The organism is Arcanobacterium pinnipediorum (assembly GCF_023973165.1).
GTDB lineage: Bacteria > Actinomycetota > Actinomycetes > Actinomycetales > Actinomycetaceae > Arcanobacterium > Arcanobacterium pinnipediorum.
Genome location: NZ_CP099547.1, coordinates 1,220,053 through 1,246,111 on the forward strand (window position 1 = coordinate 1,220,053; position 26,059 = coordinate 1,246,111).

General features: G+C 51.8%; 21 protein-coding genes and 3 tRNA genes. 9 read left to right on the forward strand and 15 right to left on the reverse strand.

Features of this window, described 5'->3' with window-relative positions; genetic code table 11:
• Positions 1-501 precede the first annotated feature (501 nt).
• From NG665_RS05415 to NG665_RS05435, 5 genes are all read left to right on the forward strand, one after another.
• Positions 502-2,001: a cytochrome ubiquinol oxidase subunit I gene (locus NG665_RS05415; protein WP_252672656.1), complete on the forward strand. Its 1,500-nt coding sequence runs from the start codon at positions 502-504 to the stop codon at positions 1,999-2,001.
• A 17-nt stretch (positions 2,002-2,018) separates the two neighbouring features.
• Complete coding sequence (cydB, locus tag NG665_RS05420; RefSeq protein ID WP_252672657.1) at positions 2,019-3,158, forward strand: cytochrome d ubiquinol oxidase subunit II; 1,140 nt, start codon at positions 2,019-2,021, stop codon at positions 3,156-3,158.
• A 330-nt stretch (positions 3,159-3,488) separates the two neighbouring features.
• The gene (gene cydD, locus NG665_RS05425; protein WP_252672658.1) at positions 3,489-5,150 is read left to right on the forward strand and encodes a thiol reductant ABC exporter subunit CydD; all 1,662 of its coding nucleotides are present in this window, start codon (positions 3,489-3,491) and stop codon (positions 5,148-5,150) included.
• Positions 5,147-6,907, forward strand: coding sequence for a thiol reductant ABC exporter subunit CydC (gene cydC / locus NG665_RS05430; RefSeq protein ID WP_252672659.1), 1,761 nt, complete (start codon positions 5,147-5,149; stop codon positions 6,905-6,907). Before cydD ends, cydC begins: the two co-directional genes overlap by 4 nt.
• A gap of 4 nt (positions 6,908-6,911) precedes the next feature.
• The gene (locus tag NG665_RS05435) at positions 6,912-8,552 is read left to right on the forward strand and encodes a GAF domain-containing sensor histidine kinase (RefSeq protein ID WP_252672660.1); all 1,641 of its coding nucleotides are present in this window, start codon (positions 6,912-6,914) and stop codon (positions 8,550-8,552) included.
• A gap of 38 nt (positions 8,553-8,590) precedes the next feature.
• On the opposite strand, the gene NG665_RS05440 is transcribed toward NG665_RS05435, so the two are convergent.
• From NG665_RS05440 to NG665_RS05475, 8 genes are all read right to left on the reverse strand, one after another.
• On the reverse strand, positions 8,591-9,214 hold the full coding sequence (locus NG665_RS05440; RefSeq protein WP_252674090.1) for a response regulator: 624 nt from the start codon (positions 9,212-9,214) through the stop codon (positions 8,591-8,593).
• 40 nt (positions 9,215-9,254) lie between these two features.
• On the reverse strand, positions 9,255-10,109 hold the full coding sequence (gene mutM, locus NG665_RS05445; protein WP_252672661.1) for a bifunctional DNA-formamidopyrimidine glycosylase/DNA-(apurinic or apyrimidinic site) lyase: 855 nt from the start codon (positions 10,107-10,109) through the stop codon (positions 9,255-9,257).
• 14 nt (positions 10,110-10,123) lie between these two features.
• Entirely contained in the window at positions 10,124-10,831 is a 708-nt protein-coding gene (gene rnc, locus NG665_RS05450) for a ribonuclease III (RefSeq protein WP_252672662.1), read from the reverse strand.
• Positions 10,831-11,382, reverse strand: coding sequence for a YceD family protein (locus tag NG665_RS05455; RefSeq protein ID WP_252672663.1), 552 nt, complete (start codon positions 11,380-11,382; stop codon positions 10,831-10,833). The genes rnc and NG665_RS05455 overlap by 1 nt, the downstream gene beginning before the upstream one ends.
• Positions 11,383-11,482: 100 nt before the next feature.
• The gene (locus NG665_RS05460) at positions 11,483-11,989 is read right to left on the reverse strand and encodes an ATP synthase subunit B family protein (protein WP_252672665.1); all 507 of its coding nucleotides are present in this window, start codon (positions 11,987-11,989) and stop codon (positions 11,483-11,485) included.
• Positions 11,986-12,462, reverse strand: a complete 477-nt coding sequence (coaD, locus tag NG665_RS05465) for a pantetheine-phosphate adenylyltransferase (RefSeq protein ID WP_252672666.1) — start codon at positions 12,460-12,462, stop codon at positions 11,986-11,988. Before coaD ends, NG665_RS05460 begins: the two co-directional genes overlap by 4 nt.
• Positions 12,463-12,471: 9 nt before the next feature.
• A complete protein-coding gene (gene rsmD, locus NG665_RS05470; protein WP_252672668.1) occupies positions 12,472-13,029 on the reverse strand; it encodes a 16S rRNA (guanine(966)-N(2))-methyltransferase RsmD in 558 nt (185 codons plus the stop codon).
• A gap of 8 nt (positions 13,030-13,037) precedes the next feature.
• On the reverse strand, positions 13,038-15,299 hold the full coding sequence (locus NG665_RS05475; RefSeq protein WP_252672669.1) for an ATP-dependent DNA helicase RecG: 2,262 nt from the start codon (positions 15,297-15,299) through the stop codon (positions 13,038-13,040).
• A 230-nt stretch (positions 15,300-15,529) separates the two neighbouring features.
• Here NG665_RS05475 and rpmB point away from each other — a divergent pair, with 230 nt between their 5' ends.
• A complete protein-coding gene (gene rpmB / locus NG665_RS05480; RefSeq protein WP_091280916.1) occupies positions 15,530-15,721 on the forward strand; it encodes a 50S ribosomal protein L28 in 192 nt (63 codons plus the stop codon).
• 93 nt (positions 15,722-15,814) lie between these two features.
• Here rpmB and thiL read toward each other — a convergent pair whose 3' ends face one another.
• From thiL to murA, 3 genes are all read right to left on the reverse strand, one after another.
• Positions 15,815-16,804: a thiamine-phosphate kinase gene (gene thiL / locus NG665_RS05485; RefSeq protein ID WP_252672670.1), complete on the reverse strand. Its 990-nt coding sequence runs from the start codon at positions 16,802-16,804 to the stop codon at positions 15,815-15,817.
• Positions 16,801-17,919: a D-alanine--D-alanine ligase family protein gene (locus NG665_RS05490; RefSeq protein WP_252672672.1), complete on the reverse strand. Its 1,119-nt coding sequence runs from the start codon at positions 17,917-17,919 to the stop codon at positions 16,801-16,803. Before NG665_RS05490 ends, thiL begins: the two co-directional genes overlap by 4 nt.
• Positions 17,920-17,980: 61 nt before the next feature.
• A complete protein-coding gene (gene murA / locus NG665_RS05495; RefSeq protein WP_252672673.1) occupies positions 17,981-19,303 on the reverse strand; it encodes a UDP-N-acetylglucosamine 1-carboxyvinyltransferase in 1,323 nt (440 codons plus the stop codon).
• Positions 19,304-19,506: 203 nt separating this feature from the next.
• Here murA and NG665_RS05500 point away from each other — a divergent pair, with 203 nt between their 5' ends.
• The 3 genes from NG665_RS05500 (at position 19,507) to NG665_RS05510 (ending at position 23,541) form a co-directional block, all read left to right on the forward strand.
• On the forward strand, positions 19,507-20,229 hold the full coding sequence (locus NG665_RS05500) for an IclR family transcriptional regulator (RefSeq protein ID WP_252672674.1): 723 nt from the start codon (positions 19,507-19,509) through the stop codon (positions 20,227-20,229).
• A gap of 38 nt (positions 20,230-20,267) precedes the next feature.
• Complete coding sequence (locus tag NG665_RS05505) at positions 20,268-21,383, forward strand: glycosyltransferase family 4 protein (RefSeq protein WP_353888235.1); 1,116 nt, start codon at positions 20,268-20,270, stop codon at positions 21,381-21,383.
• Between the two features lie 145 nt (positions 21,384-21,528).
• On the forward strand, positions 21,529-23,541 hold the full coding sequence (locus tag NG665_RS05510; RefSeq protein ID WP_252672676.1) for a M3 family metallopeptidase: 2,013 nt from the start codon (positions 21,529-21,531) through the stop codon (positions 23,539-23,541).
• Positions 23,542-23,917: 376 nt separating this feature from the next.
• On the opposite strand, the gene NG665_RS05515 is transcribed toward NG665_RS05510, so the two are convergent.
• The 4 genes from NG665_RS05515 to gltX all read right to left on the reverse strand — a co-directional run bounded on the left by NG665_RS05515 (position 23,918) and on the right by gltX (position 26,043).
• Positions 23,918-23,990 (reverse strand) — tRNA-Glu (locus tag NG665_RS05515).
• Positions 23,991-24,061: 71 nt separating this feature from the next.
• Positions 24,062-24,137, reverse strand: a tRNA-Glu gene (locus NG665_RS05520).
• 26 nt (positions 24,138-24,163) lie between these two features.
• Positions 24,164-24,235 (reverse strand) — tRNA-Gln (locus tag NG665_RS05525).
• Between the two features lie 302 nt (positions 24,236-24,537).
• Positions 24,538-26,043: a glutamate--tRNA ligase gene (gene gltX / locus NG665_RS05530; protein WP_252672678.1), complete on the reverse strand. Its 1,506-nt coding sequence runs from the start codon at positions 26,041-26,043 to the stop codon at positions 24,538-24,540.
• Positions 26,044-26,059: the final 16 nt, after the last annotated feature.

Genomic DNA, 26,059 nt, shown 5'->3' on the forward strand with positions numbered 1-26,059 from the left:
CGGATACCCCCTATTTTCATATATGTGCACCCCATATATGACGTTTATATATCACAGCCTTAGCTGTGGAAAGTCTCGTTGGGCAGCTGCCCCGGCAGCAACGCTTGTGCGGCGCACTTGAACAGCTTTGGCAGTTTGATGCATAACAACCTCTCTACATTCTACATCTTTTGCCCTTCAATCACATCCCCGTTTAGCTCACTATCCCCGTAACGAGACCTTCCAAAGGGCTAGCCAGGCTCACACCAGGCACCTTGTTCCCATCACCAAAAGCACCCATACGCACGCACAATAGGTCAAAAATCCTAAAATTGCTCGAAGTATTTTCGCGTTTTAACTGGCAGAGCGCAGCTAAATAAGACATGATTACATTATGGATCCAATGTGTCCCTAAAACACTCATCAGCTCAGCTCATAAGCGTTGCAGGTCACAATGGATCGGGCCTGACAGCCCAATCGAATAATTACCCTAACTTACAGGTCGCACGGAAGGTGAATAAGGTGGATGTCCTCGACCTTGCGCGGTGGCAGTTCGGTATTACGACGGTATACCACTTCATTCTGGTACCTCTTACTATCGGGCTTTCCCCACTCGTTGCATATTTACAAACGAAATGGCTTCGTACAGGTGACGCCAAATGGCTTAAACTGTCCGAATTCTTTGGAAAAATTCTTCTCATCAACTTTGCTCTAGGTGTTGCCACAGGTATCGTCCAGGAATTCCAGTTTGGAATGACCTGGTCAGAATACTCACGCTACGTTGGCGATATCTTTGGTGCCCCGCTCGCTTTTGAAGCATTGCTCGCATTCTTCCTCGAATCAGTATTCCTCGGAGTATGGATTTTTGGCCGCGGACGCATCTCCCCTAAAGCACACACAATTTCAATCTGGCTCGTTGCCCTCGGTACGAATATTTCTGCACTATTTATCCTCGCAGCTAATTCGTTCATGCAAAACCCAGTAGGCGCAGTAGTCAATCCAGAAACCGGCCGTGCAGAGCTTGACGGCATGGGCGGCTTCCTTGAAGTTGTCTTCTCAACCACGACGCTCTACGCATTCGCACACACAATCTCCGCATCACTCATGGTTGCTGGCGCGATGATCGCTGGCATATCGATCTGGTGGATTGTTCGCAACGTTAAGCGCAAGAACGAGATCGAAGCTCGAGAGCTGTGGAAACCAGCTGCACAATTCGGTCTCAAAGTTCTCGCCGTTGCCGGCATCTTGGCAGTGGTAACCGGCCACTTCATGGGCCAGCACATGTACAACACTCAGCCAACCAAAATGGCTGCAGCAATGGGCATCGTACAAAATGAGGAAAATGCCCCACTGGCTCTTCTCCTCACCGGTACTGAGCTCACCGAAGATAACCTCATCACGCTGCCGATCCCAGGCCTTGAGTCCTTCATGGTTACCAATCATTTCTCCGGCCCAGAATCCATGATTACTGGAGCAACTGAGCTCCAAGAAAAATATACGGAACTCTTTAGCGAAGAATACGGCGATGAAGTTAACTACATCCCTAACCCATTCATCGCCTTCTACTCATTCCGTATCATGATGCTCCTTGGCTTCATCTCTCTAGGACTAGCTGCTGCAGGCCTGTGGATGCTACGCGGTGATCGACTCATCCGCTCTGGCGGTGCTGCTAAGCTCTATGTTTGGACGATCCCGCTACCATACATCGCTTCCACCTTCGGCTGGATCCTGACTGAAATGGGCCGTCAGCCTTGGGTCGTCTATCCAAATATGAATACCGAAATGGTTGCTACCCCATCACAAATGGTCAAGCAACTCACCGACTTCGGCGTCTCTCAAAACGTCGTTCCGGTCGAAGTATTTATCTCACTCGTTATCTTCACATTGCTCTACGCAGCACTCGGCGTCGTCTGGTACATTCTCATCAAGCGTTACGTACGCGAAGGTGTCAATCCAACCAAGGACGTCACCCTCGAATTCGATCACACTAATCCCGATGCAAAGCTTGGCTTTGCATACTGAGGAAAGGGCACATAACAATGGAACTATCATTCCTTCAAATTCTGTGGTTCATCCTCATTATCGTATTGTGGATCGGCTACGTTACCCTCGAAGGCTTCGGATTTGGTACTGGCATGTTACTCAAGATTTTGCCACGTAACGAAAAAGAACGCCGCTTGCAACTCAACACCATCGGCCCGCACTGGGACGGAAACGAAGTATTCCTACTGACAGCCGGCGGTGCCACATTCGCAGCATTCCCCGAATGGTATGCCACCATGTTCTCCGGAATGTATCTTGCGCTTGTCCTCGTTCTCGTCTTGCTCATTGTGCGAATTTCTGCGATCGAATGGCGGGGCAAGATTGACTCTGATAAATGGCGCGCCGCATGGGATACTCTCCACACCGGATCAGCATGGCTAGTTGCTCTCGTATGGGGCGTTGCATTTGGCAACTTGGTTCAAGGCATGGCCATCCAGGTTGGCAACTACGAAGTAGCAGGCGATCCAGCGAGCTTCGTTGCTGCTGATCCAAGCCAGGTTGATGCCGCACTTCAAGCAGGTGCACAGCACTTCCTCACCGGTGGGTTCTTCTCACTGTTCACTCCATTTACGATCGTGGCAGGACTTGTTGTAGTCAGCTTGTTCCTCACCCACGGCGCCCTATGGTTAGCACTTAAGACCACCGGCGATTTCTCCGCACGAGCAAAAGATTTTGCAAAGAAGACCTCCCTCGTCTCCACCGGCCTCACCGCCGTTTGGGCACTGTGGGCATTCTTCGCTTACTCCACAACATGGTTTGCTCTGATCCCGCTCGCACTAGCCGCTATCGGTTTACTAGTCTCCACTTTCGTTACCCTCAAAGGCAACGAGAAAGCCGGATTCTTTGCCAATATGGCTGCTGTTGCCTTCGCCGTCGTCTTCATCTTTATGACCACCGTGCCATACGCACTAAAGTCTTCAATCGATGAAAACTACAGCTTGACACTCGTTCAAGCCTCGGCCACATCTGCTACTCAAACAGTGATGACAATCGCTGCAGTTGTCTTTGTGCCAATCGTTGCGGTATATACCGTCTGGTCCTACATCTCCTTCTCTCGCCGGTTGAGCGTAGAGTCGATGTCCGATGATCCAGCTGGTCTCCACCCAACTAAGGTTCGCCGTTTCGAACACGTCTAAGTGTTTCTAACGCATAACCTTCGTGCTTGAACTGCTATGCATAACTAGCCTAGCTACACACAAGCAAATCACTGGCGGGGTGGTAACGGAAAATCCGTTACCACCCCGCCAGCATGTCCATTAAACACATACCTTATGTATGTAGATCTGCTCTGGGAATACACCACTACCCCAGCTCCTGCAAAGCGACATAGTAGGACTTCCGCTCCACTACTGCCCTCCGAGTGTGAGCGGTGTTATTGCGCGAAATTCCACTCTCAAACTACCGTTTTAACATCAGCACGCTAGACTAAAGTCATAGAGAATGTTCCCTTGCCTGGTGAGGACACTGTGAAACCTTTTGATCCACGTCTGTTGCGTTACGCACGAGCCACTGGTCGCTATCTAGCATTGCTCGTCGGTATCGGATTGTTAATTACTGCCCTCATTGGCAGTCAAACCTATCTCATCGCAAGCATCATCTCCCCGATTTTCTACACTCGCCAAGCACCACACAACATCGCTACCCTCATAGCTCTTCTCTTAGGCGTATTCCTTGCTCGCGCAGTACTTAGCTATATTCAAGGAGCAATCGGCCACCGTTCTGCCTTGCGTGTTATCAGCCAGCTGCGCACCCGCGTGATCGACCACGCCGCAAACCTCGGTTCACGCTGGCTCTCTAACGGCAACACTAACGAAGTCGTCACCCTAACAACACGCGGCCTTGATGACCTAGAAGACTATTTCGTCCATTTCCTCCCCGAACTTTTCCTCACCGCCACTGCTACCCCGCTTTTATTATGTGTAGTAGCCTATATGGACTTCCTCAGTGCCGTGATGATCGTGGCCTGCCTACCGTTGATTCCTATTTTCATGATTCTCATCGGGAAAATGACCGCTTCCTACTCTGCCCAGCGCCTTTCAACTATGCAACGCCTGGGAGCTCAACTCTTGGACTTACTTGCTGGACTACCCACTCTTAAAGGAGTGGGCCGCGAAGTAGGACCTGCAAAACGGGTCGAAGAATTGGGATTATCTTTTGCCCAGCGCACCATGAATACCCTGTATGTTGCTTTCTTGTCCGGGGCGGCACTCGAATTCATTACCACCTTAACAACTGCGCTGGTAGCAGTATCTATCGGTTTACGAATGGTCACGGGGCACGTTTTACTTTTTGAAGGTCTCGTCGTCATCATGCTTACTCCAGAAGTGTTACGACCCCTTCGCGAAGTGGGCACACAATTCCATGCCTCGGCAAACGGGGTTGCAGCAGCTAATCGAGTATTCAAGATTTTAGAAACCAAACCCTACCAACACACCGGCAACCTCCCCATCCCCGATATGACGGCTACCGAAATTCGCTTAGAGAACGTCAGTGTATACGCTCCTGGCAGAGCCACAATCGCGCCGTCTTCATTATCTGCAGTGATTGCCCCCGGTAAAGTTACAGTTATTCGCGGCGCATCTGGAGCTGGGAAATCAACCACCATTAATACACTACTGGGGTTAATACCTGTTTCTGCTGGGCGAATTCTTATCGGAGATAACGACCTCGCCACGTTGGATCGCCAAGCCTGGTGGTCGAATATCACCTGGGTAACGCAACGCCCCGCTCTAGTCCCGGGAACACTGGCTGAGAACCTAGGTAGCGACCCCTCCACAGCCGAGGCGCAATACGCTGCAGACCTTACCGGCTTTAGCCACGTCGTCAACGATCTTCCCGCAGGATGGAACACCATCATCGGACAAGGCGGAACCGGGTTATCTGTAGGTCAACGCCAACGCCTGGCACTGACCAAAGCTCTGGTGTCCACCTCTCAAATCGTTATACTTGATGAGCCTTCAGCACATCTAGACGCCGAAGCCGAAGAATACGTCACCACCGTCATCAAAGAACTACGTACCCGCGGGCATACGGTTATTGTGATCGCACACCGTGCCGCCATGGCTGATATAGCAGATAGCATCATGGATGTCACCGCCGAGAGCCGAGTAGCTGGAGAAACCCTATGATTCATCCTTTTCCGCGCGAACAACGCCAGGCACTGCACCGAGCGGTGCGTTTACTTGACGTCGATAAGAAAAAATTCAGCTGGTCAGTTCTAGCTGGGTCGAGCGCTATCGGCTCCACTGTAGGGCTCGGTGCTACCGCAGCGTGGATGATTGCCCGAGCCGCACAGTTACCTCCCGTACTTGACCTGAGCGTCGCATCAGTAGGTGTGCGCGCATTCGGCGTCGGGAAAGCAATTTTCCGTTATCTCGAACGCATCGCCTCCCATTGGGTTGCACTCCACGGAATGGCTACATTACGCACCCAGCTCTACCGAGAACTAGCCAACTCCTCAACCGACGTCGTGACCTCGCTCAAACGTGGCGACGTCCTGACCCGCACCAACGCCGACGTCGACGAAATTGGTCTCGTTGTAGTCCAATCCTTACTGCCGATGGCCGTTGCCACACTCGTATCCATTCTAACCCTTGGAATCCTCGGCTTCCTCTCCCCACTGATCGCACTCATAGTGGCCATCGCGCTCTTCATTTCTGGCATCATAGGACCGCTCCTAGCAATGACCGGCGCAGCACTTGCCGAACAAGGCAAAATTACCACTCGCGCCCAACTCAACGAACAATCCCTTTACTTACTCGAACATGCCGAACAACTGCGCGTATCTGGACTCCAGTCAGCTACCGAATCGAGCCGGCAGGCCACCGAAGAAGCAATCTGGAAACAGCGCGATGCTGCTGCACGCTATACCGCATTGGCTAGCGGACTCGACGTCCTTGCACTAGCGCTTGCCGTAGTAGGGGCAATAATTGTTGGCTCCTGGCAAGTAAGCGCCGGAAGTTTGAGTGAAATTAACCTTGTGGTATGCGTCCTTACTCCGCTTTCCGCCTTCGAAGCAACTGCGCGAATGCCTCAAGCGTTTATCCAGCTCACTCGTTCTGGAACCGCCGCCCAACGAGTAATGGCAATTATTGACCAGGCTAGTACCTCCCCCGCAGCAACCCAAACACCTGTTATTGCCCGGAAAACACCCCTACTGGCCCACAATATGGTTGCTGGCTGGCCCGGAAATAAAGAGGTTAGCGCCCCGCTGAACCTCCACATTGAACCTGGAACATCCCTAGCAATCGTTGGCCCATCAGGTATTGGAAAATCCACTATTTTACACACTCTAGCTGGGCTGATTAAACCCCACACGGGCAGCGTAACCCTAGCACAACACCCGGTGTCAGAAATTGCACGCTCCACACTTTCCCACCACATCAGCTTCACCGCCGAAGACGCCCACATCTTTGACACCAGCATCCTAGAAAATCTACGCGTCGCACGAGCCGACATTACCCCCGAACAAGCCCGTGACCTCCTAGCCCAAGCAGGGCTCAGCTCATGGCTTGCAGATCTCCCCGACGGCGTCGATACCGAACTCGGCGCCGATGCAGTGCGTGTTTCTGGCGGTGAACGTCGCCGGCTCCTCCTAGCACGCGCATTTGCCTCCCCCGCCGATATCCTATTAATAGATGAACCCGGCGAACATCTCGATCCTGAGACTGCTGATCTCTTACTCCGCGATATTCTCAGTGCTAGTAACGCTCAGCGATCCGTCGTCGTCGTTACCCATCGCCTAACTCCACTCGATGCTGCTGATCACGTTATTGTACTTGGCCCCGACGATACCGGGCGTGCAACGATCGTTGATGAAGGACAACATCACGAGCTGTTAGCACGCAACCGCCACTATGCGTGGTCACTTGCCCAAGAAGGATAAGCCAATGGATTCCAACCATCTTACCGCGGTCATCTCCCACGCCCTCGAACTCACCGGACAACTAGACCGAAACGCAGCCTATCAACACTTCGTTGACTCAGCGCGTGAACTGACCGGAGCAAAATTTGCCGCCCTGGCAGTCCTCGACTCCCACGGGGAAACCATGGAGTTTGTCCAATCTGGAATGGATCGCCTAGCTGCAGCCATGATCGGGCGCCCGCCGCGCGGGCACGGCGTATTTGCTGATACGCCGGTCAACGGATGGCTTATCGTCAACGACCTTCCCTCGTATGCCAATCGGTATGGTTTTCCACCCGGGCATCCGATTATGCAAAACTATCTTGGCGTTGCAGTTTCGGTTAAAGAACAAGTTTGGGGACGGCTCTACTTAACCGATAAGCCCGGTGGCTTCACTGACGACGACGGCGCCCAAATGGAGATTCTTGCCCGCGCCGCAGCGATCGCAGCACAAAATTCACAAATGTTTGCCCGCTCGCAAAATAGAGCACGCTGGCTAACAGCTTCACAAAATATTGTTGCTTCACTACTTGAAGGATCAGATGAAGATGTTGCCTTGCAAGTCATCGTGCATGAAATGCGAATAGCGGCCCAAGCAGATGTAGCCATCATGGTTTTGCCATCGATCCAAAATACGTGGGTTTCAGAAATTGTTGACGGCGAAGGCGCAGAAAGCCTCCTAGGTATTCGGTTTCCCGAAACTGGACGCGCTATGACGGTTGTTAATGAACAAGCCGGTCTAGTAGTCGATTCGATGCAACGGTTGCGTACAGTGCGCGTAGCACAGTTGCGCAATTACGGCCCGGCACTCTACGCTCCTCTCGCCTCCAAATCTGCTGGAACCGGCGTTATCTTGCTCTTGCGTAATGTCAGCGGTGTGGAATTTAATCTCCACGATCTTGCTATGGCAGAAAACGCAGCCAAACAGGCTGCTATTGCGTTGGAGCTAGCTGAAGCCCGGCACAACGAAGAACTGGCCTCCGAGCTTGACGAGCGCTCTCGAATCGGGCGCGATTTACACGATTTAGCTATCCAGCAGCTATTTGCCTCTGGAATGCACATCACGGCGGTCAAAGAAGATCTCGTTGCAAAAGGCTACGCTGATGAAGTAGCCTCCGCCCTAGATCAAGCAATTTCCTCAATCGACGAATCAGTGCGCCAAATCCGTGTCATTGTTCAATCCTTGCGCGACGATTCCGCCTCTGTTGCGTTAGTCGAACGCTTAGAACAAGAAACGAAGGTCGCCCTCCAAGTCTTGAATTTTGCTCCCTCGCTCATCATTAGCTGGAATGGCGAAGTAGCCACAGATGACGATACCTTTGCCTTAATTGACGATGCCGTAGGCGCCGATATTTCCGACGACGTCGTCGCCGTTGTTCGCGAAGGACTATCCAATGCGGCCCGGCACGCCCATGCATCGTCAGTAGCAGTAAAACTCTCAGTAGAACCAACGCATGTGCGCATCGAGGTAGTCGATGATGGACGCGGTGTTACCCAGTCACTGGGACGTCGCTCCGGTTTATCGAACCTAGCGGCTCGAGCGCGACGTCACCATGGCACGTTTACTATTTCACCTCGCGAAGACACCCAAGGTACTCGAGTTGCCTGGGAAGCACCCCTGATGTGATGGCCAACTTGTTATAGGCCACCCTGCCGTAGCTAGGGCTAGCTTCCCGCGTTACGCCAGCCAGCAGCACGCTGACCTGCTACCCATGCCGCTACCTGGGTGCGGCGCTGCATTCCCATCTTTGACAACAACGAAGTGATATGGTTCTTCACAGTCTTTTCTGCGACGCCAAGCTTTTCACCAATTTCCCGATTGGAAAGGCCATCGCCGATGAGCTGTAAGACTTTACGTTCCGAAGGAGTCAGATCGGCGGTAGGATCATCATGATCGGCTCGCCGGCGCGTAACAGTGCGTTCATCTAAGAGCACTCTACCATCGGCAACTGCACGAATAACATCAGTGATTTCCGCACCCCGCACCGATTTGAGCAAATACGCTTTGGCTCCAGCATCCAAGGCTTCGGCCAACGCATCGTCGTCGTCAAAAGACGTTAAGACGATGCATTTAACTTGCGGAACGCGCTCGCGTAGTTCTCGAATGATATCGATACCAGTACCATCGGGTAACCGCAGATCAACAAGGGCAACTTGCGGGATCATGAGTTCAGCACGGCGCACAGCCTCGGCAACTGAGCCAGCTTCTGCAATAACGTGCAGACCATTAGCGCGATCTACGACTTCGGCGATACCGCGACGCACGACTTCGTGGTCATCGATAATCATGACACTTATTTGGGTATTTTCTTCACTCACGATACTCAGTCTACCTTGGACGGCGCTGACATGCCGGACACACATGCGAAGAACGATTCATAAACGTTATCCGTTCGATCAACGTGCCACAGCGCTCACATGGTTGGCCCGTTTTGCCATAAACATGGAGCGAACGATCAAAGTAACCGGACTCGCCATTGACGTTGACATATAACTTATCGAAGGATGTACCACCGAGTGCTACTGCGCGTTCCATCACGTCCCGAGCGTGGTGATACAGATCGGTGATGCGGCTAAGGGGCAAGGTTGGGGCTAACTGTTGGGGATGGATGCGCGCCAGCCATAGGGCTTCATCGGCGTAAATATTGCCGATGCCTGAAGCTATGTTTTGGTTGAGTAAGGCACGCTTGATTTCGGTGCGACGGCGCTTAACGTCTTGTGCGATATGCGAAAAATCAGCTAGTGGGTCAAGAAGATCGCGACCAATATGGCTTACCGTAGTGGGGATGACTGCTAGCTCGGTGCCAAGCCCGCCTGGTCCGCCGTCGATAGTTGGCTGAAACTGATCTGGATGAAGATAGCCGAAGGTACGCTGATCGACAAAATCTAGGCTGGTCGCATCGGTAAACTCAAATCGAGCCCGCACGTGTGCACTGTTAGTATTGATCCGAAACTGCCCTGACATCCCCAAATGAGCAACCAGTGCCTGCGTTGGGGTAACAAACCACATGAACTTCCCCCGGCGCGCTATCTCCAAGATAGTATCGCCAACGAGCGGGCGTAACCCATGCGGAGACATTCGAGCTACTCGCGGATGAAGTTCAACAACATTGTCAATAGTTTTACCAACAACATGGGGTAGCAACCCGCGCCGGATAGTCTCAACTTCTGGCAATTCTGGCATAGCGGCGCGCTTCGTTACACTTGTGCTGCGCTATCAGCGCTTACACCTAGACGGTGATACGCATCTTGGCACGCGGCAAGTTTAGCTGCTTTGCGCGAGGTTGCCTGCCCACTACCCCACATCTGATCAGCGATAAAAACGCGGGCAGTATAGACTTTCGCATGGTCTGGGCCTTGCCCGTCAATCTGGTATGTGACATCACCTGTTATGCCCAACTCACGCGCTTTTTCCTCCATTGCGGTTCGCCAGTCAAGCGCCGGACCCATGTGTGTTGCTTCAATAATCTTGTCGTGTAAATGCTTGCGCACAGTAGCAATAACGACGTCGATACCGCACGCTTCGTATGTGGCTGCGATCAAGGATTCCACAGTATCGGAAAGGATGGAATCTTTTTCTCGCCCGCCCGTTTGTTCTTCGCCCTTGCCCAGCCGGATATACGAGCCAAGGTTCAAGCTGCGAGCGATATCTGCCAAGGCACGTTCAGAAACCGCAGCAGACTTAATCTTCGATAACTCTCCTTCAGATTTTTCCGGATATTCATGGAAAATCTGTTCTGCGACAACCGCTCCGAGAATGGAATCTCCCAGAAATTCTAGGCGTTCGTTGTGTTGAGTGCCGTGTTCATAGGCCCACGATCGGTGAGTGAGTGCCAAGATCAACAACTCTTGCGGGATCTGAACTCCCCAGGCACTGAGGAGTTGCTGAGAATCATGTTCGTGCATTATTCGTCCTTGAGCTGTTGGGCGAGAGCATCGAGCGCAGCGAAGGCCGGATTAACAAACTCGTGCTTATGATCAGGTGGTAACTCACTCCAAGGTTGGCCGCACTGCGGGCACAGTCCCTGACAATCTGGGGAACACACCGGGGTAAACGGTAGTGCTAGCACTAAGGCGTCACGAATGATAGGTGCAAGATCAATATGCATATCTTCAATGACAGGCATATCTTCAATCTCCTCATCGCCTTCACTCATGAGTGCTTCACGGCGCTCGGGCCAAAAAACGAGTTCTGCCACCGCTTCATCCATAGGCTGGGTAATATCCCGAGCACACCGTGAGCACTGCCCATAAGCGACAGTTACAACATTTCCTTGCACGAAAATACCTTCGGAAACTGATTGCAGTGTGAGGTAGGCTTTAACCTCGCTACCTTCAGGTATTCCGATAAGCCCCACTCCCCATTCTTCTAACGCTGGGAGTACCAGATCCAACTGTTTAGTGGTTCCAGAGACGACGTCGGAGACCGACACAACGTATGGGGATCGTAGATCCATAAATGATACTTCTTTCTAAGTTCTCTCGTTACCGTCAGCACGTGACGGGGTTGGAAGCTGAGCAGTAATGGGATATTAGCCTAGCAAAAATACCCAGAGCTTACTGTTCTTGGCTTCGGCGCTGTGCCAAAACCCCTTGTCCAGCTGCAATTTGTTCTTGGAGATGCATCAGTTGGGTAGCTAGCTCAGCTAAGGTCTGCTCAGAGTATTGATTCGCGCCGTTGATCAGTTGGCTGGCCTTTTGGTGCGCTTCATCTACGATACGGGTAGCTTGGGACTTTGCCGCTACAGTTATCTGATCTTGAGCCACGAGCCGCGAGGCTTGTTCTCGCGCTTCGGCAAGAATCGAGTCTGCTTCTTCATGGGCTTGACGCAACACAACTTCGGCGTCGTCTCGAGCCTGATCGGATACGCGACCGGCCTGGGAAAGTACTGCATCGGCTTGCTTGATCTGATCGGGAACAATATCGCGCGCGGTATCGAGTAGATCAATAATTTCTGACCGATTGACTAAAACTGATGCGGACAACGGCATATTTTTTGCGTTGACAACAATATCGTATAGTTCATCTAAAATTTCGAGTAAGGACTCGCCTTGGTCGCTCATGCTTCCACCTTTTCTTGTAATGCTTGGGCTACGTGCGGGGCAACCATATCTTGATATGGTCCACCATAGTGAGCTAATTCTTTCACGAATGAGGACGCAATATGTGCAAGACTCGGTTCACCAACAATAAATACTGTTTCTACGCCCGATAAATGTCGATTAAGCAAGGACATAGGCAGTTCGGAATCGTAATCTGCCGAACCTCGTACACCTTTGACGATGGCTCGAGCACCAATTGAACGAGCAAAGTCAGCAATCAGCCCGTCAACAAGTTCGACTCGTGCCCCTGGTAGATGTGCAACGGCTTGGCGTGCAAGTTCTAAGCGCTCTTCGTCGGTAAATAAGTAGTTCTTTGCTCCGTTGTGTGCAATCGCCACAACAACTTCATCGAAGATACGTAAGGCACGTTCAATAACATCGACATGGCCAAGGGTAATGGGATCAAAAGATCCTGGACACACTGCACAACTCATACGTTTATTTTACGCCTCTTGTCGCATATGGGCACTCCATAACCGCGTATCTCCCCAGCGGCGTTCCCGTTCAGCTTGTAATTGTGGTGGCCATACCGGTTGCGAACTGCGTTTTGCTCGTTCAACTAAGACCAATCCATCAGATGTCAAATGCCGTGGGAGTTGAGCCAGAATGTTGGTGAGGTGCTCATCTGGGAAATCGTAGGGCGGATCAAGGAATATGACATCAAATGGCCCATCGCTTCCTGGCTGGCTGACGTAGGTGTACACATTGGCTTTTATACACTGCAACGGTAAGCCAGTTTCTCGAGCATTAACTGCCATGACTCGCTGGGCATCTGGCGCATTATCCACTCCGATAGCGCGACTAGCCCCGCGAGAAAGAGCCTCTAAACCAAATGCTCCAGAACCAGCAAACAGATCGAGAATTGCGCAGCCTGCGATGAAGTCGCGATGCTCTAAATGGGAAAAGAGAGCTTCGCGAACCCGCGAGGATGTAGGGCGGGTTCCTGAGGTGGGAACTTTGAGCTGGCGTCCGCGAGCGCTTCCCGCAATAATTCGACTCATGTGTGTTCCTAGTTCTTTTCTAAGTATTGTCGGTTGGAGACATTTATATCAGAAATTGCGATTGCTAATGGGCGATGGTGGACTAAATCTGGGTCAGTTTTGACAAGATCGCGGGCGCTACTTCGAGCTTGTTCGATGATCGTTTTATCGTTAACGACTGAGATGAAACGTAGTGAGCTTTGGGCTCCGGATTGGCGCGTTCCCATCACATCGCCGACAGAGCGTAGTGCAATATCGGCTTCGGCGAGTTCAAATCCGTCGTTTGTTGCGGCAAATGCCTGAACTCGCTGGGCGGCTAAACTACCCTGTATAGCTGACGTGATGGCTAAGCACAGCCCTGGTTTCGTTCCGCGTCCAACTCGTCCGCGTAGCTGGTGGAGTTGGGATAAGCCAAAACGTTGCGCATCCATAATGATCATGAGAGTTGCTTGGGGTATATCAACTCCTACTTCAATGACGGTTGTTGAAACAAGGATCTGGGTTGTGCCGGCAATAAAATCCGTCATTGCTTGGGTTTTGTCAGAGCTTGGCATTTGGCCGTGTAAGATTCCGATACCGATTCCTGCCAGGAAGGGCAAGGATCGTAGGCGCTGACTTAATGTGAGTACATCGGCGTTGTCTGGGATATCAGTAGGCGTGAGGTGTTGGTCGACTAGGTCTGCTTCAGCATCGTTCTCGGTTGGGGATATTTGCGGGCATACAACAAATACGCGGCCACCTGATTCTACTTCTTCTCTGGCGCGTTGCCACACGCGCGCCATCCAGCGCTCGTTGTCGGCGGGGACTACTGTTGTGGAAATATTCGCGTGCTTGCGAGCTTGAAGGATTTCGACGTCGAGATCACCGAATACAGTCATGGCCAGAGTGCGAGGGATCGGGGTAGCAGTCATAACAAGAAGATGGGCGTGGTGAGCTAGCCGGTCTCGTTGGTCAACCCCGAAGCGGTGCTGTTCATCGATAACGACAAAGCCTAGGGCGCCAAGCTGGACGTTGTCGGAAAATAGTGCATGGGTGCCCACAACGATACCAGGCTGCCCAGAGGCAAGGTTTGCTAAAGTCTGGCGTCGTTGGCTGGCAGTTAGCGAACCTGTCAGGAGATGGACTGGTATTGAACTTGGTGTACCTTCTAGTTCCCCGCTTTGGCCTATATTCTCAAGCATTTGGGTAAACGTCGCATAGTGTTGGTGGGCTAAAACTTCTGTAGGTGCAACGAATACTGCCTGGTATCCGGCATCTACAACTTGGAGCATTGCGCGCAAGGCAACAATCGTCTTACCGGCACCGACATCGCCTTGTAAGAGGCAGCGCATCGGCGTCGTTGTGCTCAGTGTCTCGCTTAGTTTTCGGCCGACGCTACGTTGTGAAGAGGTGAGTCTAAAGGGTAATCGACGGTCAAACTCGTGGGCTATTCCATCTGGTTGTGGTGTACATCGTGGGGCTGAGAGTTTACTAGCTTGGTTAGCTTGTTGGGCAAGCGCTACCTGGAGAACAAAGGCTTCTTCATGGGCGAAACGATGACGTGCGCGATGCCATTGCGCTGAATCTTGGGGTTGATGAATGGCGAGGATGGCATCATAGCGCGATAAAAGCTGGTGAGTTTCACGATACTGTGCAGGTAACGGGTCAGGGATCTGTGAAGCTGAAAGAGTAGGCAGAACGGTTGCTATTGCACGTTGAATATGCCACGAAGGCACTTTCGCCGTCGAATGATATATCGGAACCGGTTTAATAATCTGGGCGTTGTCGAGATCAGCTAAGTCTTCCATGATCTCGTATTGGGGATGGGCAAGTTGCAACCGCCCACGGTAGGCAGAGACGGTGCCGGAAAATGTTGCCATAGTTCCCGGTGTTAATTGCGTTTCATGGAATGATAGCGGGCGCTTGTGTTTAGCGAAAAACGCCAAGTCTAGATCGTGTTGTCCATCTGAAATAGTGACGTTGAGAATGAAACCGGTGCGATTGTTCATCGGACGTAGATGTGTGGCAACTACGTTGGCCACCACCGTTACTGATTCGCCTTCACTGGCATGCTCAATGGGGAGTAATTGGCCGCGTTGCGCGATACGAAAAGGGGCATAGTTGATGAGGTCTTCTACAGTTTCGAGGCCGATTTTTGCCAGCGCATTGGCGCTTCGCTTGCCTATGATACGTTCAAGAGGTCGAGAAAGTGCAGTCCACGCATCTGCAGCGATAGCTGACTGTGGAGATGGATCGACTTGTGGCTTGAGGTCGTCATTGAGCGTTGTATCTAAGCGGGGTTCTTCGGTCATCACCTCTCCTTCTCTCTCCATGTAACTATGCCAGAAAAACAAGGTAGACTGGCACGAGATGGTTGCCTAAGACTATTTTCTAACGTGGCGTTAGTAATAGCGTGGCGAACAGCACGCTTTAGTATGGCTTTTAGGCTTGGATTTTGAGCCAAATTTTAGATACACTTTTGAAGTTGCCAATTTTGGTAGAAACGTGAAAACGTTTGTTCGTCTGTATGAAGGAGAGAACCGTGGCGTCTGTATGTGAAGTCTGCGGCAAAGGTCCGAGCTTCGGTAAGAGCGTCTCGCACTCCCATGTGCGTACTTCGCGCCGTTGGAACCCGAACATTCAGCGTGTTCGTGCTCTCGTTAAGGGTGCGCCTAAGCGTCTGAACGTGTGCACCTCATGCCTGAAGGCCGGCAAGGTTACTCGTAACGTGTGATCGAACCAAGCTTAAATATCCCCCGATGTTATCGGGGGATATTTGTTTATCTGCTTCTCAGCGCGTCCGCCGTCTTTGAGCTATGTACTGCGGTTACGGCAAACGAAAATGATCCCAACCAAAACCATTTATATCAAGGCTGCGATCTGCTAACGAAATCCGGCCGTGCTGATCTGGGCCACGAACCGTGCCAATCTGGGTAAAACCAGCAGGTAGCGGTGTATCAGCATCCATCGTGCCAATAAAGCCATGATCTTCACCGCCAGATAACGCCCACTGGCGACGGTCCGCACTTAATCGTCCAGCAGCTAGCGCAATCGGACCTAATAACGAATTCAATACCAAAGGATCGAGATCGATCCATACCCGGCTAGCCTGAGCAATCCGACCCAGATCACGAATCAGCCCATCTGAGACGTCCATCAGCGAAGCAAGAACCCCCGAACGGGCCGCCTCAAGAACGATACCCACCGGTGGTTTGGGACGTAGAAAGTCATCAATTAAACCCGCAATTCCTGGGTGAGAATCGCTGCGATCATAGCCTGCTTGCAAAAGCTCATAACCAGCAATGCCATGCCCTAGATTGCCTGCGAAGACGACTTTGTGCCCCGGTAACGCACCGCTACGCAACAGTGGTGGGCGTCCTTCAAGATCTCCCATAACCGTGATACTGACACAGATTTCTTGCGCTGAAACAAGATCACCGCCGTCGACGCCTATCCCCCACGGTTCACAGGCATCAGCTAAGCCTCGTGCGAAATCTTCTACCCAGTCAACGCTCGTCTCACCTGGCATTCCCAGGCCAACCACAAGCGAAACTGGGCGAGCACCCATTGCCACCGCATCGGCGATATTTTGCTGTGCTGCACGAAATCCTACGTCGAAACCCGTAGACCATTCGGTACGGAAATGGCGATCTTGAATCAACATGTCGGTTGAGATGGTTGTATCGCCTACAACGTCGAACACTGCAGAATCATCCCCGGTTGGTACCACGGCGCTAGAGGCCACCGGCAAAATCGGAAAAATCCGGGCAAGTATCTCAGCTTCGCTGAGGTCACGCACGCGCACCGCAGAACTCATCTCAACCCAGTGGGACGTTCCCGTGCTAACTCAATAAGCTCGTCGAGTAACTCCGAGTAGCTCAACCCGGTGTTTTCCCACAAAACAGGATACATCGAGAAGGGCGTGAAGCCTGGAATAGTGTTGAGTTCGATAACAAATGTTTGGCCTTCTGGAGTGAGGAAGAAATCAACTCGAGCCATGCCTTCACAGCCAAAGGCATCGAAGGTTTGCACCGCCTGCGCGCGAATTTTCTCCGAAATTTCTTCCGGCACACGCGCTGGAATCGACATCTGCAACCCTTCAGTATCCAGATACTTGTGTTCAAAATCGTAGAAACCATCATCTGGAAGATCAACTAAGACTTCGCCAACAACCGATGCGCGTGGCGCAGAGTCGTTGTGCCCGCCAAGAACTGCGCATTCGATTTCGCGGCCATTGACGCCTTGCTCAATAATAACTTTCGGATCATGAACCTGTGCCTGAGCCACTGCTCGTGGCACATCTTCAAGCTTCGTCACCCGCGAAATACCAAGTGAGGAACCTGCGCGTGCTGGCTTAACGTAAACCGGGAATTGCAACTGAGCAACCTCAGCTAACACACTCTCACGTTCATCACGCCACCTGCGGGCAGTCGCAACAACATAGGGTGCTACCGGCAAACCAGCAGATTGGAGAACAACTTTCATGTAGTGCTTATCCATACCTGCCGCGGAGGCAAACACGCCACACCCTACATATGGCACGCCGGCCATTTCCAGCAGACCCTGAATAGTTCCATCCTCACCGAACGGCCCGTGCAACAGTGGGAAAACGACGTCGACCTTGCCCAACAAAGACAATGAATCTGCCGATTGACGATCGTATGAAACAAGAGCTTGGGAGCCATCTCCTGCAGGAATTGTGATAGTTTGCGATGACGTTTCAACTTCCAACAAGCCCTGATCAAAGGATAACTCGCTCGGATCGCTAGCCCCTGGAACCCAGGTGCCCTCTTTCGTAATTGCGATCGGGACAGCCTCATAACGTTGCGGATCTAGGGCACGCATAACTGCACCAGCAGTCGCGATGGAAATAGAATGTTCACCGGATGCGCCACCATAGATAACTGCGACGCGGATCTTTGAGTTTGCCATAGCCTCTAGTTTAGCGTAGGCGTGCCCAGCGCCAAAGACCGAACTCACGAAGTATTACACGTTATGAGACGCGTTCAACGTCCGCATGCAATGCACGTAGTTTCGTCATGAAATGTTCATATCCACGGTTAATCAGGTCAATACCTTGGACTTGAGAGGTACCTTGGGCTGCTAAAGCTGCGATCAGATGGGAGAATCCACCACGCAAATCCGGAACGGTGATGTCAGCAGCCTGCAACGGAGTTGGGCCCATAATCACTGCAGAATGATAGTAATTTTCGGTACCAAATCGGCATCCCTTACCACCTAAGCATTCGCGATAGACCTGGATATGGGCTCCCATTTTGTTCAATGCTTTGACAAAACCGAAGCGATTTTCATACACGGTTTCGTGAACAATTGATATTCCATTGGCTTGTGTGAGAGCTACGACGAGGGGTTGTTGCCAATCGGTCATAAAACCTGGATGGACGTCAGTTTCGAGCGGAATTGAATTCAGTTCCCCTCCGGGATGCCAGAATCGAATACCGTCATCAGTTACATCGAATTGTCCGCCAACTTTACGGTAGACGTTCAAAAAACTCATCATCGGTTCTTGTTGGGCACCCGTAATCATAATATCGCCGCCAGTGGCAAGTGCAGCACACGCCCACGAACCAGCCTCGATACGATCTGCGATAGCGAAATGGTTATATCCGTGGAGCTCACTTACCCCTTCAATAACGATTGTGCGATCAGTAGAAACCGTGATCAGTGCGCCCATCTTTTGCAAGACAGAAATTAGATCCATGATCTCTGGTTCAACCGCAGCTCCACGAAGCTCAGTGATACCATCGGCGCGCACGGCAGCAAGTAAGGTTTGTTCCGTTGCACCAACAGATGGATAAGGCAACGTCACCTTGCGGGCTTTTAGGCCGCGCGGAGCCGTTAAATGCAAACCGAATTCTTGTTCGTCTCGAATCGCGCCAAAATCTTCTAATACTTGTAAATGGAAATCAACTGGCCGATCCCCGATATGGCAGCCACCCAAATCAGGTATGAAAGCTTCGCCGAGCGAATGCAACAACGGACCACAAAACAAAATAGGAATACGCGACGAACCGGCCAACAAATCCATTTCTGCCGGATCGTGCGGCAAATGAATTTTGCCGGGAGTGATCGTCACGACGCCGGCATCTTGATCGTAGTCAACATCAGCGCCGTGGAGGCGAAGCAGATCAGAAACCACATCGACGTCGCGAATAAGTGGTACGTTACGTAGCACGGACGTCTCTTCAGTAAGCAGAGCGGCAACCATCGCTTTAGATACAAAGTTTTTTGCACCTCGCACCGCAATTGTTCCATGCAGTGGCCGACCGCCGGTTACTTTCAAAACACCTGACATACGAACTCATTTCTAGACTTTCATCAACCATAGGTATTTCGCACCCGGCTATGGCCGGTATCGAAATCCGATGACATTAAGAATACCGCGAATTCATTTTAGGTTCGACTGGTCCGGTTTCAGCTCACCGTTCGCCCAATTTTCTTAACCCCATAACCACACAACAACTTGCGTCTCATATTGTGGAATGGCACTATTAGTACATGGACGAATCTCAAGGAAGTGGCGTCGGCGTTCTCGACAAAGCCGCATCAGTATTACAAGCACTCGAGCAAGGACCGCTGACGCTGGCCCAACTAGTCGGTGCCACACACTTGGCACGCCCTACCGCGCACCGCTTAGCAGTAGCACTCGAATTCCATCGCTTTGTTGGCAGAGATTCAAACGGGCGATTCATTCTTGGCCCACGCCTAAGTGAACTATCCTCGCGCGCCGGCGATGATCGTCTTCTTTCTGCAGCCAATCCAATCTTGATTGCCCTACGCGATCACACCGGCGAATCTGCCCAACTTTATCGACGCCAAGGCGATCAACATATATGCGTTGCCTCTGCCGAACGCACAACCGGTTTACGTGACTCCATCCCGGTAGGTGCCGCATTTTCGATGCAGGCTGGTTCTGTGGCCCAAGTTCTTTTAGCATGGGATGAACCTGATAGACTCCATCGAGGCTTATATGGAGCACAATTTACTGCAACAGTCTTATCTGCGGTACGTCGTCGTGGCTGGGCACAGTCATTAGGCGAACACGAAGCAGGAGTTGCATCGATCTCAGCACCAGTGCGCGGCCCCGACGGGCACGTCATCGCTGCAATCTCGATATCTGGACCCGTTGAACGTATGGGCCGTCAGCCCGGACGCCACTACGCCATGGCTGCCGTAGCAGCAGCAAACCGGCTCACCGACCTTCTCAAACGCAGCGAATAGCTAGGGCAAGGGTAGGAACAATGCGAAAAACTCTGCTCGTGACAAATGATTTTCCGCCACGAACTGGCGGAATCCAAACATTCCTTGAAGGATTTGTCAACCAACTCGATCCGAGCCAGCTAATTGTCTATGCTTCAACGCCACCGCAAGGTCCACAAATAGCTGGAGAGTATGATTCACGCCAACCCTACACCGTCGTACGCTATCCAGGTACGACGATGCTCCCCACTCCTCACGTTTCTCAAACCATGAGTGAGCTCATTGCCCGCTATGAAATCAAAAATGTGTGGTTCGGTGCTGCTGCGCCACTAGGCTTACTTGCCAATGCAGCACACCAGGCCGGAGCTGACCGAGTCATAGCCACCACCCACGGGCACGAAATTGGGTGGTCGATGCTCCCCGGATCGCGCCAAATGCTTCGCAAAGTCTTTGCCGACGCCGATGTGGTCACCTATCTAACAAAAGCCACCCTACATCGTCTACAACCTTTTATCGGCGATACTGCCATTATGCAGCTGCACGGGGCCATCGATCCAGAAACCTTTGCCTTTGATCGCAAAGCTCGCACCGAACTACGCCGACGCTACGGGATTGGCCAACACGCCCCCGTCGTAGTATGCATTTCGCGCCTAGTTCCCCGAAAAGGACAAGATATCCTTATCAAAGGCTGGCATGAGGTCGTGCGTTCTTTTCCTGGAACCAAGCTCGTTATCGTTGGAAGTGGCCCTTATGAAGATACGTTGCGCGCACTTGCCCTAGCCTCTCCGGCTCACTCCGATATTATTTTTACTGGCGAAGTTCCTTATGCTGAGCTTCCCGGGCATTATTCACTGGGAGATATTTTTGCGATGCCGTGCCGTACCCGCGGTGGTGGCCTAGATATCGAGGGACTTGGGATTGTGTACTTAGAAGCCTACGCGGCTGGACTTCCGGTGGTTGCCGGTGACTCTGGTGGCGCGCCTGAAGCAGTTATTGACAAAGAAACTGGTCTGGTAGTTAATGGACGATCCGTCCCTGCAGTTGTCTCAGCAGTGAAGTACTTCCTGGATAATCCTGCGAACGCTAGAGCAATGGGAGATGCTGGCCGTGCCTGGGTAGATCAGCAGTGGCGTTGGTCGGATGTGGCACAGCCACTGATTGAATTACTGAGCTAAGGTGCAAGCCGGTGCGCTGGGCGTAAACCGGTGCGCTGGGCGTAAACCGTTCAACTAAACGCACGTCGTTGCGCTTGCGGCTAGATTTGGCGTATCTCGTGCGCCCAACCACAAGTCTTCGCTCATCTCGCGGTAAACTCATACTATGAGTGAAAATCCGTTACTGAAAAAATCATCCCTACCCTTCCAACTTCCCAACTGGCAGGCAATAAAACCAGAACATATTATCCCGGCAGTTGACCAAGTCCTTGCACATCAGCGTCAAGCCTGGGAAAAGATCGCCACCGATACAGCGGCACCGACCGTAGCCAACACTATCGAAGCTATCGAGCATGCCGGCGAAGAATTCGATCGCGTACTATCTATCGCGTTCACACTCTTCTCCTCTATCGGAACCGAAGAACTCGACGAGATCGAAGCCGCTATCGGGCCAAAACTCGCCGAACACGAAAGCTCCTATTTGCTCGATAAGCGCATCTATGAGCGCCTGCTGGCACTCGACGTCGCCAACGAAGATGCCGAAACCCAGTACTGGCTGGAAAAGGAACTCAAAGCATTCCGTTCCGGCGGTATCGAACTCGACGGCCCAGCAGCTGATCGGCTCCGTAAGATCGATACGAAACTCTCTAGCCTACAGATCGAATACACCAAGCGCGCTACTCGCGCAATGGCTGATGCCGCCTACGTCGTCAACGATCCAGCTCAACTTGCTGGCCTTGACGAAGAAAAACTCGAAAGCCTGCGCACCGAAGATGGTAGCTACCGTATCGAACTAGCTAACTTCTCCAACCAGCCTATCCAAGCCGAAATCACCGATCCGCACACGCGCCGCACCCTTCTTAACGCCTCCCTCGAACGAGGATCAGGTAAATATCCCGAAGCCGATACCCGAGAACTTGTACGTGAAATTGCTGCCCTGCGGGCAGAGCGAGCACGTTTGCTTGGCTACCAGAACCATTCACAGGTTGTGGCTGCCCGGGAGATGGCCGGAGATTCGGCCGCTATTGGTGAACTGCTCACCTCGGTGGCGCACAAGGCGGTTGCTGCTGTTGAGCGTGACGCACAGCGCTTGGCCGAACTAGCTGAGGCTGATCCGTCTGGTGATGGACTCCAAGCTGGCGATTGGTCATTCTACGAAGAACAGCTACGCGCACAGCAAGGTGTTGAAGAAGCAAAAATCATGCCATACCTTGAGCTGAACAACGTCGTCGAAAAGGGTATTTTCTTTGCTGCCGAACGTCTCTTTGGGATAACCTTCGAGCCACGCAATGATCTGGCTGGATATGTGCCAACCATGCAGACTTGGGAAGTCAAGGATGCCGACGGTTCCTCCTTGGGCTTGTTCCAGGCAGACTTCTTCCGTCGCCCTGGCAAGAAGGGCGGGGCATGGATGCATTCGGTGATCACCGGATGCGAACTGGACGGCACCAAGCCAGTTATCCTCAATAACTGCAACTTCACTGAGCCTGGCGAAGGTGAACCATGTTTGCTCACCTGGGACAACGTTGAAACTGTTTTCCACGAGTTCGGTCACGCATTGCACGGACTACTTACCAAGACCCACTATCGGGCTTCTGCTGGAACCAATGTTCCGCGCGACTTTGTTGAGCTACCATCTCAGCTGAACGAAATGTGGGCATACCATCCAGAGGTTTTGGCTTCCTATGCACGTCACCATGAAACCGGTGAGGTCATGCCTGAAGAGCTCGTGAGTGCCTTAGCTTCCTCAAAAACTTTTGGACAAGCATTTGCAACCACTGAATTCACTAAGGCTGCTCTTCTTGATCAAGCGTGGCATTTGCTCAGTGAAGACCAAATCCCGGACGATGTTGAAGCCTTCGAAGCCCAAGCATTAGAAGATTTCGGAGTGAGCTGCCCACTGGTTCCACCGCGATACCGCTCAACATACTTCCCGCATACTTTTGGAGGCGGCTACGATGCCGGTTATTACTCCTACATGTGGGCTGAAGTACTCGTTGCCGATATTGAGCAGTGGTTCCGCGAAGGAAGCAATGGTGGTTTCACCCGCGAAGCCGGTATGGAATTACGCGAGAAACTGCTTTCGCGTGGCTCGTCACGTCCGCCAATGGAATCATTTGTTGCGGTGCGCGGCCGAGAGCCTCGCGCTGGTGCGCTTTTGGAGCGACGCGGCTTGTAACTTTTATCTGTGCAGATAATGGCGACAAGCATAAGTTAAAACCATAACCTGTTTCAAAACCGGGGTATACGGGGCGATAGGCCCATATATGAGGACATCGCCTCGTATACCCCGGTTTTGCGACACGGCACCCCTATTTGAGGACGTGACACAGCGGTTTTAAGGCTGCTAAACCGGTCTTTTTAACCTCAGCTGTTGTTTCAGGCTCTATCTCAGACAGATACCACGCTAACAATACGATCGGGCTTATAAGGTCCACTAAGCACCGATACCGTTTTCCCGATGTACCCTGCTAGGAGCAACCTACTTCGGGACTGAGCCCCACAACCTTTCAAGGCATACAAAAAGTCCGAGTATTTCTACTCGGACTTACCTGTACCCCGTACCGGATTTGAACCGGTGTTACCGCCGTGAGAGGGCGACGTCCTAGGCCGCTAGACGAACGGGGCCTACCTGATATTTTATATCAGACGCTGCTAACCCACAGCACTACTATAATTAAACAGATGCTTGTAAGTTATGGTACCCCGTACCGGATTTGAACCGGTGTTACCGCCGTGAGAGGGCGACGTCCTAGGCCGCTAGACGAACGGGGCAAGGACGCATCGTTACCGATGCTTCGCTGGGGTACCAGGACTCGAACCTAGACTAAATGAACCAGAATCACTCGTGCTGCCAATTACACCATACCCCAAAGTTTGGTGTGCAACCTTACGGTCTGCAACGAATATTCAGTTTACTAACCAGCTTGGCATTGCGCAAATCCCCGGCTCGTGACCGTAATCACGTCATTTTCTGATATCTATTTCACGTGTAGATATTCTTCCGAAGCATATTATTTCGCAACACCGTTACCGCCGAATTATTTCGCAACACCGTTACCGCCGAATTATTTCGCAACACCGTTACCGCCGATAGCAACAGGTGGGATACCGAATTCTTCGGTATCCCACCTGCCCATAAACACTCATCTAAACTGAGTTAGCGTACCTTGTTCTAGAATGTTTCCCGGAATCGGCGCAGACGCTTGATCGTCTCATCTTTACCCAACAACACCATCGAATCAACAACTGGCAAGGAAACATTCGTGCCCGTCACGGCTACAAACAACGGCGCAAAAGCGAAACGTGGCTTGATTTCCATACCTGCCACAATCTTCTCATCTACCGCTGCCTTAACACTCTCGACGCTAAAATCTGCGTCATCGAGCTCATCGAATGCTGCAATAGCAGCGTCAAGCACGGCTGGGGCTGATTCACGTAACTTCCTCACTGCCTTTTCGTCATAGTTGAGCTCATCAGCAGTCCGGAACAAGAATCCCATCAGCGCCGCAGCTTCCCCAAGAAGCTGGATGCGTGTTTGAACAAGTGGAGCAGCACCATCAAGTAACCGTTGCGTCTCAGGATCGGCTTCATCAAATGTATCAACACTCAGCGCCCCGGCTTGATGTAAGTATGGAACCAACCGGTTACGCAAATCGGCTGGATCTAGGCGACGAATATGTTCAGCATTAATCGCCACACACTTCTTATCATCAAATCGTGCTGGGTTTGGATTAACGTCTGTAATATCGAAAGCCGCAACAAGCTCATCTTTAGTGAACAAGTCATTGTCTGGCGCAATTGACCAGCCCAGCAACCCAAGATAATTCAACAAACCCTCTGGAATCATGCCACGTTCTCGATGGAGTAACAGATTTGATTCTGGATCACGCTTAGAGAGTTTCTTATTCCCCTCCCCCATCACATATGGTAGATGCCCGAAGTACGGCGTGTACTTAGCAATGCCAAGCTCAACAAGAGCACGGTATAAAACGATCTGGCGTGGCGTTGAAGACAACAAATCCTCACCGCGTAGCACGTGGGTAATCTCCATCAACGCATCATCAACCGGGTTGGTCAATGTGTACAACGGCTGACCGTTACCACGCATAATTACATAATCGGGCACTGAACCAGATTTGAACGTGATCTCGCCACGAACAAGATCCGTAAACGTAATATCTTCGTCAGGCATACGCATACGCAAAACTGGCTGGCGCCCTTGGGCTCGATATGCAGCCTTTTGCTCTTCGCTCAGATCACGATCGAAACCGTCATAGCCGAGTTTAGGATCTTCACCCTTAGCCTTATGGCGCGCCTCTACCTCTTCGGGTGTGGAGAACGACTCGTAGGCATAGCCAGCCTCAAGCAGCTTGCGAGCAACATCAGCATAAATATCCATGCGTTGAGATTGACGATATGGCTCATGCGGGCCACCAACTTCGATTCCTTCATCCCAGTCCAGGCCAAGCCAGTTCAAGGAATCGATGATTTGCTGGTAGGATTCTTCGGAATCTCGAGCCGCATCAGTATCTTCGATACGGAAAACGAAAGTGCCACCAACATGGCGTGCATATGCCCAGTTAAATAGGCAGGTACGCACCATTCCAACGTGTGGGGTGCCGGTGGGTGAAGGACAAAAACGTACGCGGATCTTTTCCGCTGGAATTGAAGTAGTCATGATAAGTAAAGTTTAC